The organism is Mesorhizobium sp. CNPSo 4671, assembly GCF_057784245.1.
This window is the reverse complement of the sequence record NZ_JBWLUW010000011.1, coordinates 160,372-178,068: the sequence shown is the minus strand read 5'-3', so window position 1 is coordinate 178,068 and position 17,697 is coordinate 160,372. Positions and strand designations below refer to the sequence as shown.

The following is a 17,697-nucleotide window of genomic DNA, read 5'->3' as shown; positions in this document are numbered from 1 at the left end:
TGGCTCAACATATCAGGCCGCACTCTTTTTGTAAGGCCCGCGCTTGCCCGGCTTAGGCGCAACCGCATCCATCTTTTCGCAAAGGTCATCCATCGACCAAAGCGTCTGAGAAACGCCAGCGGCCATTGCCGGTGTCATCTTCAGCGTCTTGTGCATTTTGATGAAGTTGTACCAAACCGTGTAAATGGCGACCATGTGGACATGGTTTTCGAACTTCTTTGAGAACGCATTGGTAAGGCGCGTGAAGCGGCGGTTTGCCATGCGCATCGTGAGATTGGCGCGCTCGATATGCGACGTGCTGACATGCACCGGATCGGGATTGCCCTCAATCCGCGTCTTGGTCGCGCCAGTGCAGACGGCGGGGCTATAGCGGCGCTCTGGTGAGGTCTTCTTACCTTCCGGCTCGCCATACTGCTTGATGAGCATCGCGTAATCGATATCCGCTCCAAAGGCTTCCTCGACAGCATTGAGATAGGCGCGGTGGCCATCTGTCGTAAGCTGGACGCGATTGGCAAGACGGTCCTTCACGTCATCCATAAAGGCCAGCGCATATTCGCCATCGCGACCGCCGACCAGCCAGGAAATGATAAGCTTGCTGTCGCTGTCCAGAGCAGTCCAAGTCCACACGTCGCCAGCGCCCTCGACATGGTTCTTCATGCTGGAAACGTTCTTGGCCTTCGCGCCGACAAACGACCAAATTTCATCGCACTGGACGCGCTTGGAAGCCACGTTGCGGACTTCGCGGTCGTGCAGATCGGCACAGAACTTACCGGCATCGACAAGCAGTTTCGAAACCGTGTTGATCGACACGTCGGCAACGCGGGAGATCGACCGCATTGAGCTACCCTCGCAGAGCATCGTGAGGATTTGGATGCGGGTTTGGAGGGGCAGCTTGTTCATGCCCCTAATATGTGAACTTTTATGCTTAGTGTCAAGCATAGAACGTATCCTTCGGCCACCTGCTTGCATAAAATACCGTGCATGCACATGCTTGCGCATCGATTCGTGCAAGCAAGGTGGATAATGGACGAAAAAGACCCCAAGAAAGTCGCGGCGGCGATTGCGCGCACAAATAGCCTCACCGCTGAAGAACGGAGCGCAATAGCACGGCGGGCGGCGTTAGCCCGCCACGACAAGGACCTGCCCAAGGCGATTGCTGAAGGCGTGATCATTATCGGAGAGTTGAAAATCGCGTGCGCGGTTTTGGATGACAAGGAAAACACGAGGGTTCTCACCCAAGAGGGTTTCCTTAACGCAGTTGGCCGCGCAGGTAAGGCAAAAGGCGGCGAAGGAGCTAGCGTCGACGGGTTGCCAGCTTTTCTGAGGGCCGCAAACCTAAAAGAGTTTATTTCCAATGACTTAGTAGTGTCGACAACTCCGGTGGAATTTGTGCCCCTGCGAGGGCCAGGTTATCAGGGCCGCGCTTTTGGCTATCGGGCAAAAGTCCTTCCCAATGTGTGCTGGGTCTACCAAGACGCGTTGGTTGCGGGGAAGCTTCTGCCTAGTCAGAAGCATATCGGTGAGGCGTGCCGGTTCTTCCTTAAGGCCCTCACCAATCACGCCATTGATGATCTTGTCGACATCGCTACCGGCTTCGAGGATATGCGCAAGCGGCGCGCAATCGACAAGATCATCGACAAGTACGTCGAGAAAGATGCGCAGCAGTGGGTTCGCATTTTCGAACTCGACTTCTACCGACACATTTTCCGACTGAATGGCTGGGAGTTCAATCCAGAGACGACCGCCAAACCGAGTGTCATCGGCAAGTGGACAAACGACATTTACGACCGGCTAGCGCCGGGAGTACGTCAAGCACTTCACGAGCGGGTCAGGAGGAATGCCAAGGGAAGGCCAACGCAACAGTTGAACCGCTACCTTACGCCGGAAAACGGTCGACCAGAGATGAAGCGCCTTTTGGAAGGCGTGATCCTGCTTATGCGCATGAGCACGACTTGGGACGATTTTAAGATCAAGCTTGACGAGTATTACCCGCGCTTCAACGACACGATGCAACTGCCGTTCAACACGGGGGTTTACCGTCTGCCTAGTCCCCCCGGCGGGAAGTAGACCAACGCTTTTCCGCCGCCTTCTTAGCGATCTCGGCGCGCCGCTCTGGCGTCATGTTCTCGGCGCGCTTCTTTCCGCCCTTCGCACCAAGCGCTTTCGCGGCGGGATCTTTGCCGTCGTCAATCACCGTGTCGTCTTCCTCGCCTGTAGCAATGCGCATGACGCGGACGGCATTGCCGATCACATCGGCGGGGCGCTTCTGGCCTTTAGGTCCGGTTGGCATCTGGATACTCCCAAACAAGACCGCCACCGCGCTCTTCCATTGCTAAACTATCGGCTCCGATAATGGACCTGCGCCCTTCTAGGATTTGAATGGCAGAACCTCTCGTCTCGGCCTCGTCGGTCCCGCACAAGGTCCAGGATTCGAGTGTCTCATTGGTGCCGTCATCCAAGCACCGCCTGAGATGCACACCGTACCAATGCACTATCTTCCCATCCCTGCGCCAAGCGCCTGAAGCGTCGCGCGTGATGATCGGTTCAATTGGTTTTTCTCGCGGCGACTTCTGCATGGCGCTAAGCATACCATACGCGGTACGGGAAGGGCGAGCGGCGTGTCGATGGCTGCCTTATTCAAACTGAGACACTACCGATCGCCGCCTCGTATTGACCGGATCAAGTCACCCGCTAATGGTTGCCAGTTCCGCGCCGACCGGACTGACGCGATACCGACTCCATGCGCAAGCCGACAAGCCCTTTCATCTATTCGGCCGATGCGCTGGATCGAAGACGACTCCACATTGAAGCCGATCCTCTCGGATCGTTGGACAACCCAAAAGCCTGTCCAGAAAGCCCCGCTTGACTCCCGGTCAGCGGGGCTTTTCCATGCGTTCAACTCGCTAAACCGAGTGGCCGGCGCTAACCGCGCGGTCTGGCTTTCCGTCCTGGCGAGCTTTCCGCCGGGTGTGCGACCAATTTGGCGAATCGCCAATCTCTTAGCCGCAACAACTTCTCATTTGCCAGCAGTTCATCGCGGTCACTATCATCTGCGGCCATCCGGCCATATGTCGCAGCAATCACATAGTCGGCTTTGTTCGTTCGATAGTCTTTTTTTTGCACAGACATCGTTTCCTCCCGGTCCGCGGCCTTTCCCTCCTTTTGGCCGGACGGGAGGATTAACTGCCAGTGTTTCGCGCGAGTCTACCAATTGGGGATTGTATTAAAATGATACACGCCAGGCCGCAGCGAGCCAGGGGCGTGGCTCTGGGCGCCGAGAATGTAGATCTCGTAGGGCTGCGTCTCCTGCATCTCCGGATCAGGGGGCGTCCGTGAGCTCGCCGGATTGCAGGGAGAAACAAGCGTTGCGTTCATGCGGATCGCCATAGATGTCGTCAATGCATCCGGCGTTGGATCAGGACGACCCGAGCTTACCGCAAATCCCCTCACAGAGATTCTTCAACCCAATTTCGTTAGGCTCAGACGCCTGCCACGGAACACAGGCTCCTCATCCGCGATATCGCAAGGTCGGGGTCAGCCAGCAGGCCTGCCTGGTCGGCAAGCTGAAAGATTTCGGCATAGTGGCGGATGCCGCGCGCCGACTGCATGCCGCCGACCATGGCGAAATGGTCCTGGTGGCCGTTCAGCCAGGCCATGAAGACGATGCCGGCCTTGTAATATTCGGTCGGTGCCTCGAAGATTTTTCGCGACAGCGGCACCGTCGGCGCCATCAGCGCGTCATAGCCGACCCGATCGCCCGCGGCGAGCCTTGCCAGAGCGGCGTTGGCGACCGGCGCGATGGCGTCGAAAATGCCAAGCAGCGCGTGCGAATGCCTTGTGCCGTCGCCGGCGATCAGTTCAGGATAGTTAAAGTCGTCGCCGGTGAACATCACGACGCCATCAGGCAGCCGGTTGCGCAGCGCGACCTCCTTGCCGGCATCGAGCAGCGATATCTTTATGCCTTCGACCTTGTTTGCGTGGCGTTCGATGATGGCGACCACCGTATCGAGCGCGGTCTCGAAATCGCCGCTGCCCCAATAGCCTTTCAAGGCCGGGTCGAACATGTCGCCCAACCAGTGCAGGATGACCTTGCCGGAGGCCTGGCTTAAGATGCGGTCATAGACGGCGGCATAGTCGTCCGGCCCCCTCGCGACAGCCGCCAGCCCGCGGCTGGCCATCATGATCGCCTTGCCGCCCTGTCCTTCGATGAAAGCGAACTGCTCCTCATAGGCGGCGATCACATCGTGCAGCGTCCTGGCCGCCGCCGGTGCCAGATGGTCGGTTCCGGCACCCGAGGCGAGATCGGCGCCATCGACGGCGCGGGACTCGGCGATCGACCGGTGGATCAATTCTTTTGCATTTGCCCAGTCGAAGCCCATGCCGCGCTGCGACGTGTCCATCGCCTCGGCGATGCGGAAGCCGAGCCGCCACAAATGGTGGCGGAACGCCATCGTCCTGTCCCAGTCGACAACGGGCCGCGACCACGGATCGGTCATTTCGAGGGGATCGGCGACGACATGCGCGGCGGCATAGGCGATGCGCGAAAACCGCGCGCCGGTCACCGGCTGCACCGGTTGTCCGACAAGCGTGTAACGGGTGCTGCGGCCACCCTCACCTGGCAAGGCAATGTCCATGGATCTCTCCCTTCGCAGCGCCTATAAATGGAACGTTCCAATAAATCAAGAACCTTTAAGATTCGAATTGGCCCGGAGACGATTGCTGCAATGCAGCACAAAAATCCTTGGTCGACATACCGTTGGACCACGTATGATCGCCTTTTCGGTTGGAGGAAAAAATCCTGATTGACTCCTCCATAGGGCCGAGATTAGAACGTTCCAATAAATTTGATCGAGAAAACCGGGAGGATGCATCGGGATGGCCAGCCGGGCCAAGGCGACGATATTCGACATTGCCCGCGAGGCGGGCGTGTCCAAATCGACGGTATCGCTCGTGCTCCAGGGCAGCGGGCTGATTCGGCCTGAGACCGCGGTCAAGGTGCGCAAGGCGATCGAGGATGTCGGCTACGTCTACAACCGCGGCGCCGCCAACCTGCGCAAGGCCCATTCCAACGTCATCGGCATGGTCATCAACGATCTCACCAATCCCTTCTTCGCCGAACTGGCGGTCGGCATGGAGCGTGTCTTCCAGTCGGCCGGCATCGTGCCTTTCATCGGCAACACCGCGGAGAATCCGGTGCGCCAGGAAGAGGTGCTGAAGTCGCTGATGGAGCAAGGCGTCGCCGGGCTCATCGTGTCGCCGGCGCGCGGCACCACGCCAGGCGCTTTCCGGCGGCTGGAGATGGCGGGTGTGCCGGTGGTCTTCGCCATGCGCCGCTTGCCGGAAAGCCGCATCCCGGTGATTGCGCCCGACAATCATCGCGGCGCCTATCTCGCCACCGCCCATCTGATCGGCAAGGGACATCGCCGGCTCGTCTTCTTCGGCGGCTCGCCCGATCTGGTTGTCTATCACGAGCGCCTTGGCGGATTTCGCGAGGCCTGCGAGACGCAAGGCATCGCCGCGCGCGACGCGCTTGTCGTTGAGGGGGAGACCAGTCGCAGAGGTGGTATCGCGTGTCTCGAAACGGCTCTGGCGATGGCTGAACCGCCGACCGCTGCCCTCTGCTTCAACGACGCAGTCGCCTTCGGCGCCATGCTGGCGTTGCGCAAGCGTGGGCTTGAGCCTGGTGCGGATTTCGCCATCGTCGGTTTCGACGACGTCGCCGAGGCCGAGCACTATATGCCGGCTTTGACCAGCGTCGCCGTGGACTCCGCGGGACTCGGCGAACGCGCCGCCCATGTCATGCTGAAGATGATCCAGTCGCGCACCACGCGGGCCGAAGACCACATCGGAGCGGTCAATCTCGTGGTCAGGGAAAGCTGCGGTCCGGATCGCCGCACGCGAAACAGGCCTGCCGGAGCGGGAGGCGCCGCGTGAGTGTCCTGAGTGTCAAATGGGGGCTGATTGGCGCCAGCACGATCGCCAGGCAATTCATGATCAATGCCGTCCGCGCGCAGGCCGATGGCAAGATCGCGGCGGTGATGAGTTCCAGCCCGGAGCGGGCCCAGGCATATGCCGTGGAAAACAACATTCCGCTTGCGGTCTCGACGCTTGACGAGCTCCTTGGCGAGGATATCGACGCCGTCTACATCTCGACCACCAACGAACTGCATCTCGAGCAGGCGCTCGCGGCGATCAAGGCAGGCAAGCATGTGCTGTGCGAGAAGCCCCTGGCGCTGACCAGCGCCGATGCACGCAGGATGGTCAGTTCGGCCAAGACCGCCGGCATCGTGCTCGGCACCAACCATCATCTGCGCAATGCCGGCGCCCATCGCGCCATGCGTGAGGCGATCGCAGCGGGGCGCATCGGCAAGCCGATCGCCGCGCGCGTCTTCCATTCCGTCTATCTGCCGGAGAATCTGCAGGGCTGGCGCATCACCAAGCCCGAAGCAGGCGGCGGCGTCGTGCTCGACATCACCGTGCACGATGCCGACACGCTGCGCTTCGTGCTTGGCGACGACCCGGTCGAGGTCTCGGCCTTCACGCAGGCCGCCGGCATGGCCGGCGGTGGGTTGGAAGACGGTGCCATGTGCATCTGGCGCTTCAAATCGGGCCTTATCGCCCAGTCGCATGAGGGCTTCACCACCAAATTCGCCGGCACCGGCTTCGAAGTGCATGGTTCGGAAGGCTCGCTGATCGCCAGCAATGTGATGACCCAGAAGCCGGACGGCTCGGTGCTGTTGCGCACGGCCGGCGGTGAAGAGCAATTGAGCTTCGACCGCGAGGATCTCTACGTCAGATCCGTGCGTCAGTTCCATGCCGCGATCCATGGTGTCGGCCAGCCTGCCGCCACCGGAGAGGATGGCATCTGGTCGTTGGCCTCAGCCGAGGCGGCGCTTCAATCGGCCAGTTCCGGCAAGGCCGTCAAGATAGACCCGAAACTCGGGAGCATGAATTGAGCAAGGTCGTTTCCGCAGCACAGGCAGCCAGCCTGATCAGGGATGGCGTGGTCGTTTCCGTGTCCTCATCGAGCGGCCTTGGCTGCCCGGACGCGGTGCTGGCCGCCATCGGTGAACGCTTCGATACGGAAGGTCATCCGAAGAACATCACCACGCTGCACCCGATCGCCGCCGGCGACATGTATGGCATCAAGGGCATCGACCATTTGGCGAAGCCCGGCCTGCTGAAGCGCACGCTGTGCGGCTCCTATCCGTCCGGTCCCTCCTCGTCCGAACCGCCGCAGATCTGGAAGATGATCGGCGACAATTCGGTCGCCGCTTACAATGTGCCGTCCGGAATCCTGTTCGACATGCATCGCGAGGCCGCCGCCAAGCGACCGGGCGTGCTGACCAAGGTCGGTCTCGACACGTTTGCCGATCCGCGCCATCAGGGCTGCGCCATGAACGCCGCCGCCAGCGAACCAATCGTCTCGGTGCAGCAGTTCGACGGCGAGGAATGGCTCTATTTCCGCTCGATCGTGCCAAACATCTCGATCATCCGCGCCACCACCGCTGACGAGCGCGGTAACCTCACCTATGAGCATGAGGGCGCCTATCTCGGCGGCCTCGAACAGGCTCTCGCCGCCCGCAACAATGGCGGCGTGGTCATCGCGCAGGTCAAGCGCGTCGTCGAAAACGGCACGCTGAAACCGCATGATGTGCGCGTGCCGGGCGTGCTGGTCGATCACATCGTCGTTGCTCCCGATCAGTTGCAGACGACGCTGACGCCTTACGATCCGGCCATCTCGGGCGAGATTTTCCGGCCGTTGTCGACCTTCCGCAATGCCGAGATGAACGTGCAGAAGGTCATCGCGCGCCGCGTTGCCATGGAACTGCGCGACGGCATGGCCGTCAACATCGGCTTCGGCATCTCGGCCAATGTGCCGCGCATCCTTCTGGAAGAAGGCCAGCACGGCAAGGTCACCTGGGTGATCGAACAAGGCGCGGTCGGTGGCGTGCCGCTGCTCGACTTCAAGTTCGGCTGCTCGTCGAACGCCGACGCCTTCATGCCCTCGCCGCACCAATTCATCTATTTCCAGGCCGGTGGTTTCGACGCCTCGCTGCTGTCCTTCCTGCAGATCGACCGCCACGGCTCCGTCAACGTCTCGAAACTGTCGGCGCGGCCGCATGTCACCGCCGGCGCCGGCGGCTTTGTCGACATCACCGCGCGGGCAAAGAAAATCGTCTTCTCCGGCTTCTTCAATGCCGGCGCCAAGCTGTCGCTGGCCGATGGCGGCATCCGCATCGACCAGGAGGGCAAGGTCAAGAAGGTGGTCAACGAGGTCGAGCACATCTCCTTCTCCGGCAAGCGCGCGGTCGCGCAGGGGCAAGACATCACCTATGTCACCGAGCGCTGCGTCATGAAGCTGACGCCTGATGGGCTGATGGTGACGGAACTGGCGCCGGGCATCGACCTCGAGCGCGATGTGCTGGCGCAGGCCGAGATGCCGCTCGGTGTCGCCAACGACCTGAAGGTGACGCCGGCAGCACTCTACCAGGACCGGCCGATCGGCCTGTCGCTCAATGGCGGCGCCTCGCTCGGAGGCGCGCATGGCTGAGCGCCTCGTCACCTTCGAAAGGGATGGCGCCATCGGCATCGTCACCTTGCACCGGCCGGAAAAGTTCAACGCGCTCGACATCCCGATGCTGCGCGCTCTCGAAGCCGCGCTCGACGAAGCGGAATTCGCCGAAGGCGTCCGCGTCGTACTGATCCGCGGCGAGGGCAAGGGCTTTTGTGCCGGCGGCGATGTCGAGGCCTGGGGCGCGATGAGCGCCGCCGATTTCCAGGTGCAATGGGTGCGCTACGGCCATCGTGTCTTCGACCGGCTGGCGCGGTTGCGGCAACCGACGATCGCCGTTCTGTCCGGCCATGCGCTGGGCGGCGGGCTGGAACTGGCGGCCGCCTGCGATTTTCGCGTCGCCGAGGCGCATGTAAAAATGGGCTTCCCCGAAACCTCGATTGGCGTCGTGCCCGGCTGGTCCGGCACGCAGCGCGCGGTGCGCCGTTTTGGCGCGCAAACCGTGCGGCGCATGGCGGTGGGTGGCGAGATGCTTCTCGCTCCCGAAGCGCTGGCCCTGGGCGTGGTCGACCGGGTGGCTGAGACCGGCGGTGGCTTGGCCGAAGCCAGAAGCTGGGCCGAAAAGATCGCCGAACGCGGTCCGCTGGCAACGGAAGCCGCCAAGCTGATGATCGCGGTGGCCGAAGGCGAGGAAAGTGCCGCCGCGACCGAAGCGCTGGCCAGCGGCTTCATCGCGCTCACCGGCGACCTCAAGGCTGGCGTGAGCGCCTTCAAGACCAAGCAGAAGCCCGCATTTTCAAGAAGCTAGAGAAAACAGTCCTGATGAACGCACCTCTCAACATCGCCATGCCCGCCGAGGCGTCAGCCGCGCCGAAAGCCTATCGGCTGCTGATCGACGGCAAGCATGTCGATGCCCGCGACGGCCGCACGCTGGAGCGCAAAAGCCCCGGCCATGGCTTCACCGTTTCGCATTATGCGCAGGCCGGCGAGGCCGAGGTGGAAGCGGCCGTGCAGGCCGCCCACAAAGCGTTCGAGACCGGCCCCTGGCCGCGCATGAAGGCCGCCGAACGCGCCGCGATCCTCTTCAAGGCGGCCGACCTGATCGAGGCGCGGCTCGAAGACATCGCCCGGCTCGACGCGCTGGAATCCGGCAAGCCGATCGCCCAGGCGCGCGGCGAGATCGGCGGCGCCGTCGACATCTGGCGCTATGCCGCCTCGCTCGCCCGCACACTGCATGGCGAGAGCTACGCCAATCTCGGCGACGCCATGCTGGGCGTTGTCGTGCGCGAACCGATCGGCGTCGTCTCGATCATCACACCATGGAATTTCCCGTTCCTCATCGTCAGCCAGAAACTGCCTTTCGCGCTCGCCGCCGGCTGCACGGCGGTGGTCAAGCCCAGCGAAATGACCTCGGCCTCGACCTTCGTGCTCGGCGACATCCTGATCGAGGCCGGCCTGCCCGCCGGCGTCGTCAACATTCTCGCCGGTCTTGGTGCCGATGTCGGCGCCCCGATGGTCAGCCATCCCCTGGTTGAGATGGTTTCCTTCACCGGCTCCACCCGCGTCGGCAAGATGACCATGGCGTCCGCCGCCCAGTCGCTGAAGAAGGTCTCGATGGAACTCGGCGGCAAGAACGGCCAGATCGTCTTCCCGGATGCCGACCTCGAGGCCGCCGCCGACGCGGCGGTGTTCGGCGGCTTCTTCAATGCCGGCGAATGCTGCAATGCCGGCAGCCGGCTGATCGTGCACGAGGCGATCGCCGACGATTTTCTTGCCGCTGTGAAGGCACTTACGTCGAGAGTAACGGTGGGAGATCCACTGGATGATCGAACCAAGGTCGGCGCGATGATCTCGTCCGACCATCTGGCCAAGGTAACGGATTACGTTGCGGCAGCGGCAGGCCAAGGCAGCAACGTCTATAGCGGCGGCAAGCAGCTGGCCTCCAATGCCGGCCAATATCTCGACCCGACCATCTTACGCGACGTCACTGAGAACATGGCGATTGCGCGTGAGGAAGTGTTCGGACCGGTGCTCTCCGTGCTGACTTTTGAAACGATTGAAAAGGCGTTGCACATCGCCAACAACACGCCCTATGGTCTGTCTGCGGGCGTGTGGAGCGCCAGCATCGACACTTGCATGTCGGTGGCGCGTGGGGTGCGTTCTGGGACGGTTTGGGTGAACACATTCATGGAAGGTTATCCCGAGCTGCCTTTCGGAGGCTACAAGCAGTCCGGTCTCGGACGCGAACTCGGCAAACGCGCCGTCGAGGATTATACCGAGGAAAAGACAATCCAGTTTCATCGCGGCCAGCGCACCGGATGGTGGGTCGGCTGAGTTTGGAAGAACCCGGTGGGCTTCCACCGGTCGTGTAATGCAACAAGGGAGGAAGTACATGTTGCGCAAATTGCTTATCGGAACGGCTCTTGCGACGAGCTTTGCGTTCTCGGCGCATGCCGCGGACGTCAAGGAAGTGCAGATGTTGCATTGGTGGACGTCGGGCGGCGAAGCGGCTGCTCTCAACGTGCTGAAGGGCGATCTGGCCAAGGAAGGCTATGCCTGGAAGGACGTGCCGGTGGCCGGCGGTGGCGGCGACGCTGCCATGACCGCGCTGAAGGCGATGGTCGCGGCCGGCAACTATCCGACCGCCTCGCAGATGCTCGGCTACACCGTGCTCGACTATGCCGCGGCCGGCGTCATGGGCGACCTGACCGAAACGGCGAAGAAGGAAGGCTGGGACAAGTCGGTTCCGGCGGCCCTGCAGAAGTTCTCGGTCTATGAAGGCAAGTGGGTTGCCGCTCCGGTCAACGTCCACTCGGTTAACTGGCTGTGGATCAACAAGGCCGTCATGGACAAGATCGGCGGCACCGAGCCGAAGACCTTCGACGACTTCATTGCCCTGCTCGACAAGGCCAAGGCGGCGGGCGTGATCCCGCTCGCTCTCGGCGGCCAGAACTGGCAGGAAGCCACCATGTTCGACTCGGTCGTGCTGTCGACCGGCGGACCTGAGTTCTACAAGAAGGCCTTCAACGACCTCGACGACGCTTCGCTTAAATCCGACACGATGAAGAAGTCGTTCGACAATTTGGCCAAGCTCGTCACCTATGTCGACCCGAACTTCTCGGGCCGCGACTGGAACCTTGCCACCGCCATGGTCATCAAGGGCGATGCCCTGGTGCAGGTCATGGGTGACTGGGCCAAGGGCGAGTTCCATGCCGCCAAGAAGACCCCGGGCACGGACTTCCTGTGCTATCGCTTCCCGGGCACCGACGGCTCCGTGATCTACAACTCCGACATGTTCGGCATGTTCAACGTTCCGGACGACCGCAAGGCCGCCCAGGTCGCGCTGGCCACCGCCACACTGTCGAAGAGCTTCCAGTCGGCCTTCAACGTCGTCAAGGGTTCGGTTCCGGCCCGTACCGACGTTCCGGACACCGACTTCGACGCTTGCGGCAAGAAGGGCATCGCCGACCTGAAGGCAGCCAATGACGGCGGCACGCTGTTCGGCTCGCTGGCCCAGGGCTATGGCGCGCCTCCGGCGGTCGCCAATGCCTACAAGGACGTCGTTTCGAAGTTCGTCCATGGTCAGATCAAGACCTCGGACGAGGCTGTGACCGAACTGGTCAAGGCGATCGACGACGCCAAGTAAGCGCAACACCTGAAGACACCTTCCCCGCTTCGGCGGGGAAGGTTTCACCCCACGATTGGCCGGCTCGACACCATGCCGACCAAAGACCCGTATGCACGGGCCGCCTTGCTGCCTGACGGCAGAGCACGGACGACCCGAAGCGGGAGGAGCTCATGAGCACGGTAGCAACAAGCCAGATCAAGCTGACGCCGGAGCGGTCGCGCCCCTCTGTGCGCTCGCGCCTGCAGGACGCCTTGCCGAAGATCGTGCTGGCACCGAGCTTCGCCATCACCATCGTCTTCGTCTACGGCTTCATTCTATGGACGATCTATCTGTCCTTCACCAATTCCAAGACCTTCCCGTCCTATGTCATCACCGGCTCGCGCGCCTATCAGCGGCTGTGGGGCTGGACCTTCGACACCGACCCGCCATCGAGCTGGTACACGTCGATCACCAATATGGGCATTTTCGGCTTTCTCTACATCCTGATCTGCCTGGCGCTCGGCCTGTTCCTGGCCATCCTGCTCGACCAGAAGATCCGGGGCGAAGGCGTGCTGCGGCCGATCTACCTCTACCCGATGGCGCTGTCCTTCATCGTCACCGGCGTCGCCTGGAAATGGTTCCTCGATCCCGGCCTCGGCCTTGAGCAGACACTGCATCAATGGGGCTGGACGAGCTTCCATTTCGACTGGATCAAGAACAAGGATTTCGTCATCTACACGGTGGTCATCGCCGGCGTCTGGCAGGCCTCCGGCTTTATCATGGCGATGTTCCTGGCCGGCCTGCGCGGCATTGACGGCGAGATCATGAAGGCGGCGCAGATCGATGGCGCCACCACCTTCCAGCTCTACCGCCGCATCGTCATTCCGCTGCTGCGGCCAATCTTCCTGTCTGCCTTCATCGTGCTCGCGCACCTCGCCATCAAGTCCTATGACCTTGTGGTGGCGCTGACATCAGGCGGCCCCGGCGGCTCGGCCTGGCTGCCGTCCAACTTCATGTATGAGTACACGTTCAAGCGCAACGAGATGGCCGTCGGCTCGGCCAGTGCGGTGATCATGCTGATGACCATCGTCGCCATCATCGTGCCCTATCTCTATTCGGAACTGCGGGAGAAGCCGCGATGAGCGCTGTCGCCACCCCTGCCCGCCAGGCCTCTGGCGGCGTGAGCACCAAGACCATCAACCGCATCGTCATCTATGGGCTTTTGGCGCTGTTTGCGCTGTTCTACCTGATGCCGCTCTTCGTCATGCTGGTCACCTCGTTCAAGACTATGGACGAGATCCAGAACGGCAACATGCTGGCATTGCCCAAGGCGCCGACCTTCGACCCGTGGCTGAAGGCCTGGGGCGAGACCTGCGTCGGCCTCACCTGCGCCGGCATCAAGGGTTATTTCTGGAACTCCATCAAGATGGTGGTTCCGGCCGTGCTGATCTCGACCATGCTCGGCGCTCTCAACGGCTACGTGCTGACCAAATGGCGCTTTCGCGGCGCAACCCTGGTCTTCGGGCTGATGCTGTTCGCCTGCTTCATCCCGTTCCAATCGGTGCTGCTGCCGATGGCAACCATCCTCGGCAGCGTCGGTCGCTTCGGCGTGACGCTGCAGAATTCGGTCGGCACGAGCTTCGGCCTCGGCAATTCGACGGTCAATCTCGTCTTCGTCCACGTCGTCTACGGCATCGGCTTCACCACGCTGTTCTTCCGCAACTATTACGAGGCCTTCCCGACCGAATTGATCAAGGCCGCCCAGGTCGATGGCGCCTCTTTCTTCCAGATCTTCCGCCGCATCATGCTGCCGAACTCGATGCCGATCTTCGTCGTCACCGTCATCTACCAGTTCACCAACATCTGGAACGACTTCCTGTTCGCCTCCGCCTATGCCGGCACCGGCGACGCGATGCCGATGACGGTAGCGCTGAACAATGTCGTCAACACCTCGACCGGCGTCGTCGAATACAACGTCAACATGGCGGCCGCGATGATCGCGGCCCTGCCCACCCTGATCGTCTATGTCGTCGCCGGCCGCTATTTCGTGCGCGGGCTGATGGCGGGCGCGGTCAAGGGCTGACCAATTCAGAAGGAACGACCATGGCTTTTCTGGAAATTGACGGGCTGAAGAAGCGCTTCGGGAATGTTGAGATCCTGAAGGGCATCGATGTCGAGCTCGAAAAGGGCGGCTTCCTGGTGCTGGTCGGCCCGTCCGGCTGCGGCAAGTCCACACTGCTCAACACCATCGCCGGCCTGGAGCAGATCACCGAGGGCGAGATCCGCGTCGACGGCCGCGCCATCAACGATCTGCATCCGTCCAAGCGCGACATCGCCATGGTGTTCCAGAGCTACGCGCTCTACCCCAACATGACGGTGGCCGGGAACATCTCCTTCGGCATGGAGATGCGCGGCGTGCCGGCCGACGAGCGCCAGAAGGCGATCGACAAGGTGGCCAAGGTCCTGCAGATCGGCCACCTCCTGCAGCGCAAGCCGAGCCAGCTCTCGGGCGGCCAGCGCCAGCGCGTCGCCATGGGCCGGGCGCTGGTGCGCGACCCCAAGCTGTTCCTGTTCGACGAGCCCCTCTCCAACCTGGACGCCAAGCTGCGCGTCGACATGCGCATCGAGATCAAGCGCCTGCACGCCACGACCGGCACAACCATCGTCTACGTCACCCACGACCAGATCGAGGCGATGACGCTGGCCACCAAGATCGCCGTCATGCGCGACGGCGAGGTGCAGCAGTTCGGCACCCCGGCCGAAATCTACAACAACCCCACCAATTTGTTCGTCGCCGACTTCATGGGTTCGCCGGCCATGAACCTGATCCCGGCGACCATCGCCACATCGGGCAATGCGCTGTCGGTCGTGCTGCAGCGCGAGGCGCGCGAGCCGATCACGCTGCCGATGGCCAACGCGCCGGCGGGCCTGTCGGCATTCCAGGGCAAGCCGATCATCTTCGGCGTGCGGCCGGAAGCGCTGACCGACCCGGAGGGCGCCGAGCGCAATGCCTCGAACATTGCCACCGCCGACCTGCACATCGAGGTCGTCGAGCCGGCCGGTTCCGATACGTTCGCTGTCACCAATTTGGGCGGCAAGGGCGTGGTGGCGCGGCTGCGCGCCGACGCCAACATCCAGCCGGGCACGGTGACGCCGCTCGCCTTCAACCTGACCAAGGCGGTGTTCTTCGATCCGGCGACCGAGAACCGCATTCGCTAATGTATGTCGCCCAAATGTGGATCCGGTTTTGGGGCAACGACATGCATCAAAACAAAAACCTAAAGCGCGTCAGGACGCGATTTAGGCTATGACAAATCCGGACATCGTCATCATCGGCTCCGGCATTGGCGGCGCCACGATCGCCTCCGGTCTGGCCGGCAGCGGCGCCTCGATCCTGATGCTGGAGCGTGGCGAACCCTTGCCGGCAACCCCGCATGCCCGCGACACGCGCTCGATCTTCGTCGACGGCCACTACCGGCCAAAGGAGATGTGGCGCGAGGCCGGCGGCGCTGCCTTCAACCCCGGCAACTACTACTATGTCGGCGGCAATTCGAAATTCTACGGCGCGGTGCTGATCCGCTACCGCAAGGAAGATTTTTCGGCCATGGAGCACTTTGGTGGCGTCTCGCCCGCCTGGCCGTTTCCCTACGAAGAGTTCGAGCCCTGGTATTCCAGGGCCGAGCAGCTGTTTCGTGTGCGCGGCGCGCTGGGCGAAGATCCGACCGAACCGTTCCATTCGATCCCCTACGCCTTCAAGCCGGTGCCTGACGAGGCGCCGATCGCGCGAGCCCGCGCCGAACTCAAGGGGCTTGGCCTGCATCCGGCCTCACTGCCGCTCGGCGTCGACATCGACACCTGGCTCAGGGAAGGCCGTACCGGCTGGGACGCTTTCCCCAACACCGGCCAGGGCAAGATGGACGCCCAGACAGCACCACTGGCGGCAGCGCTCAGGGACACCAACATCCGGCTCGAGACCGGCTGCTACGTCGAGTATCTCGAGGCGGCGCCCTATGGCAAAAGCATCGTCGCGATCCACTACCGCCAGAATGGCGAGGCGAAGAAAGTCACGCCAAAACTGGTCATCCTGTCGGCCGGCGCGGTCAATTCCGCCGTCATCCTCCTGCGCTCGCCCTCATCGGATGGCAAGGGTCTCGCCAACCGCTCCGACCAGGTCGGCCGCAATTTCATGAACCACAATTCCAGCGCCATGCTGGCCATCGATCCGCGCCGCCGCAACGATGCCGTCTACCAGAAAACGCTGATGCTGAACGACTATTATCTCTCCGACGGCAAGGGCGGCAAACCGCTCGGCAACGTCCAACTGCTCGGCAAGATCGACGGCAACATGCTCAAGGCCAATGTGAAGACGATGCCGAAATTCGTGCTGGATTACATGGCCGGCCACGCCGTCGACTGGTACCTGATGTGCGAGGACCTGCCCGATCCCGAAAGCCGCATCATGGTCGACGGCAAGGACATCGTCATGCAGTGGCGCCGTTCCAACATGCAATCGCTTGACGGGCTGACCAAGGTGATGCGCGAGAACTTCCGCGCCTGCGGTTATCCCATCGTGCTGTCGCGCCCCTTCGACAAGCGCACGCCATCGCACCAATGCGGCACGGTGAAAATGGGCGACGATCCGGCAACCTCCCCGCTCGATCCGTTCTGCCGGTCGTTCGACCACCAGAACCTGTTCGTCGTCGACGGTAGTTTCTTGCCGAACTCAGCCGCCGTGAATCCCGCGCTGTCGATCGCCGCGCAGGCGCTGCGCGTCGCTGATCATATCCGCAAGACAGAGTTGGCCGCATGACCCGCCCCGCGGCCATCGTCACCGGCGGCGCGCGCGGCATTGGGCTGGCTTGCACCGAGGCGCTGGCCGATGCCGGCTTCGACATTCTGGTCGCCGACCTTGCCGAACAGGCGCCTGACGGGCTCGCCGAGAAAATCACAGCGCGTGGCGCGAAATTCGCTTATGTCAGCTGTGACATCGCCAATCTCCACAGCCACGCCGCACCCGTCGATGCCACCATGCGCGCCTTCGGCCGCATCGACTGCCTCGTCAACAATGCCGGCGTCGGCGCCGTCGTGCGCGGCGACCTTCTGGAGCTGAAGCCGGAAAATTTCGACCGCGCGCTGAACATCAACCTGCGCGGCACGGTCTTCCTGAGCCAGGCCGTCGCCAAGGCGATGCTTGCGGCCCCTGGCGATCACCCAAAATCGATCATCACCATCACCTCGGTGAGCGCCGAAATGGCCTCGCCGGAACGCTCCGAATATTGCATCTCGAAGGCCGGGCTTTCCATGTGGGTGAAGAACCTGGCGCTGCGCCTCGCCCCTGAAAACATCGGCGTGTTCGAAGTCCGGCCAGGCATCATTCGCACCGATATGACGGCAGGCGTGACCGCCAAATACGATGCCTTGATCGACAGCGGACTGGTGCCGGCCAAACGCTGGGGCGAAGCATCCGACATCGGCGCGGTGGTGGCGACGCTGGCCGCCGGCAAGCTCGGCTTTTCGACAGGCTCGATCATCAATGTCGACGGCGCGCTCTCCGTGCCGCGGCTGTAAGTGGATG

The 17,697-nt window shown here is 62.3% G+C and carries 16 protein-coding genes; 12 read left to right on the top strand and 4 right to left on the bottom strand.

The annotated features are described in order from the left end of the window. Positions 1 to 12: 12 nt before the first annotated feature. Entirely contained in the window at positions 13 to 900 is an 888-nt protein-coding gene (locus AC04SF_RS27425; RefSeq protein ID WP_488480323.1) for an IS1 family transposase, read from the bottom strand. A gap of 123 nt (positions 901 to 1,023) precedes the next feature. Between AC04SF_RS27425 and AC04SF_RS27420 the strand changes: the two genes are divergently transcribed. Continuing rightward, a complete protein-coding gene (locus AC04SF_RS27420; protein WP_488480322.1) occupies positions 1,024 to 2,067 on the top strand; it encodes a P63C domain-containing protein in 1,044 nt (347 codons plus the stop codon). On the opposite strand, the gene AC04SF_RS27415 is transcribed toward AC04SF_RS27420, so the two are convergent. The 3 genes from AC04SF_RS27415 to AC04SF_RS27405 form a co-directional block, all read right to left on the bottom strand. Beyond that, entirely contained in the window at positions 2,045 to 2,290 is a 246-nt protein-coding gene (locus AC04SF_RS27415; RefSeq protein WP_488480321.1) for an RNA-binding protein, read from the bottom strand. The genes AC04SF_RS27420 and AC04SF_RS27415 overlap by 23 nt on opposite strands. A gap of 632 nt (positions 2,291 to 2,922) precedes the next feature. Continuing rightward, the gene (locus AC04SF_RS27410) at positions 2,923 to 3,129 is read right to left on the bottom strand and encodes a hypothetical protein (RefSeq protein WP_488480320.1); all 207 of its coding nucleotides are present in this window, start codon (positions 3,127 to 3,129) and stop codon (positions 2,923 to 2,925) included. 350 nt (positions 3,130 to 3,479) lie between these two features. Further along, positions 3,480 to 4,634: a dihydrodipicolinate synthase family protein gene (locus AC04SF_RS27405; RefSeq protein ID WP_488480319.1), complete on the bottom strand. Its 1,155-nt coding sequence runs from the start codon at positions 4,632 to 4,634 to the stop codon at positions 3,480 to 3,482. A gap of 241 nt (positions 4,635 to 4,875) precedes the next feature. Here AC04SF_RS27405 and AC04SF_RS27400 point away from each other — a divergent pair, with 241 nt between their 5' ends. The 11 genes from AC04SF_RS27400 (at position 4,876) to AC04SF_RS27350 (ending at position 17,690) form a co-directional block, all read left to right on the top strand. Next, positions 4,876 to 5,934 (top strand): LacI family DNA-binding transcriptional regulator, encoded by a 1,059-nt coding sequence (locus AC04SF_RS27400; RefSeq protein WP_488480318.1) that lies wholly within the window; start codon positions 4,876 to 4,878, stop codon positions 5,932 to 5,934. Between the two features lie 5 nt (positions 5,935 to 5,939). Further along, a complete protein-coding gene (locus AC04SF_RS27395) occupies positions 5,940 to 6,956 on the top strand; it encodes a Gfo/Idh/MocA family protein (protein WP_488480467.1) in 1,017 nt (338 codons plus the stop codon). Continuing rightward, positions 6,953 to 8,554 carry an acyl CoA:acetate/3-ketoacid CoA transferase gene (locus AC04SF_RS27390; RefSeq protein WP_488480317.1) on the top strand — a complete coding sequence of 534 codons (1,602 nt, stop codon included), beginning with the start codon at positions 6,953 to 6,955 and terminating at the stop codon, positions 8,552 to 8,554. The genes AC04SF_RS27395 and AC04SF_RS27390 overlap by 4 nt, the downstream gene beginning before the upstream one ends. Then, on the top strand, positions 8,547 to 9,323 hold the full coding sequence (locus tag AC04SF_RS27385; RefSeq protein ID WP_488480316.1) for an enoyl-CoA hydratase/isomerase family protein: 777 nt from the start codon (positions 8,547 to 8,549) through the stop codon (positions 9,321 to 9,323). Before AC04SF_RS27390 ends, AC04SF_RS27385 begins: the two co-directional genes overlap by 8 nt. A gap of 14 nt (positions 9,324 to 9,337) precedes the next feature. Continuing rightward, complete coding sequence (locus AC04SF_RS27380; protein ID WP_488480315.1) at positions 9,338 to 10,849, top strand: aldehyde dehydrogenase family protein; 1,512 nt, start codon at positions 9,338 to 9,340, stop codon at positions 10,847 to 10,849. Between the two features lie 58 nt (positions 10,850 to 10,907). Then, on the top strand, positions 10,908 to 12,161 hold the full coding sequence (locus tag AC04SF_RS27375; protein ID WP_091577884.1) for an ABC transporter substrate-binding protein: 1,254 nt from the start codon (positions 10,908 to 10,910) through the stop codon (positions 12,159 to 12,161). Positions 12,162 to 12,313: 152 nt separating this feature from the next. Continuing rightward, positions 12,314 to 13,264, top strand: coding sequence for a carbohydrate ABC transporter permease (locus AC04SF_RS27370; protein ID WP_095199413.1), 951 nt, complete (start codon positions 12,314 to 12,316; stop codon positions 13,262 to 13,264). Then, positions 13,261 to 14,205, top strand: coding sequence for a carbohydrate ABC transporter permease (locus AC04SF_RS27365; RefSeq protein WP_488480314.1), 945 nt, complete (start codon positions 13,261 to 13,263; stop codon positions 14,203 to 14,205). The genes AC04SF_RS27370 and AC04SF_RS27365 overlap by 4 nt, the downstream gene beginning before the upstream one ends. A gap of 20 nt (positions 14,206 to 14,225) precedes the next feature. Then, positions 14,226 to 15,341, top strand: coding sequence for an ABC transporter ATP-binding protein (locus tag AC04SF_RS27360; RefSeq protein WP_488480313.1), 1,116 nt, complete (start codon positions 14,226 to 14,228; stop codon positions 15,339 to 15,341). An 88-nt stretch (positions 15,342 to 15,429) separates the two neighbouring features. Beyond that, positions 15,430 to 16,932: an FAD-dependent oxidoreductase gene (locus AC04SF_RS27355; protein WP_488480312.1), complete on the top strand. Its 1,503-nt coding sequence runs from the start codon at positions 15,430 to 15,432 to the stop codon at positions 16,930 to 16,932. Beyond that, a complete protein-coding gene (locus AC04SF_RS27350) occupies positions 16,929 to 17,690 on the top strand; it encodes a 3-ketoacyl-ACP reductase (protein ID WP_488480311.1) in 762 nt (253 codons plus the stop codon). Before AC04SF_RS27355 ends, AC04SF_RS27350 begins: the two co-directional genes overlap by 4 nt. The last annotated feature ends 7 nt before the right edge of the window (positions 17,691 to 17,697 follow it).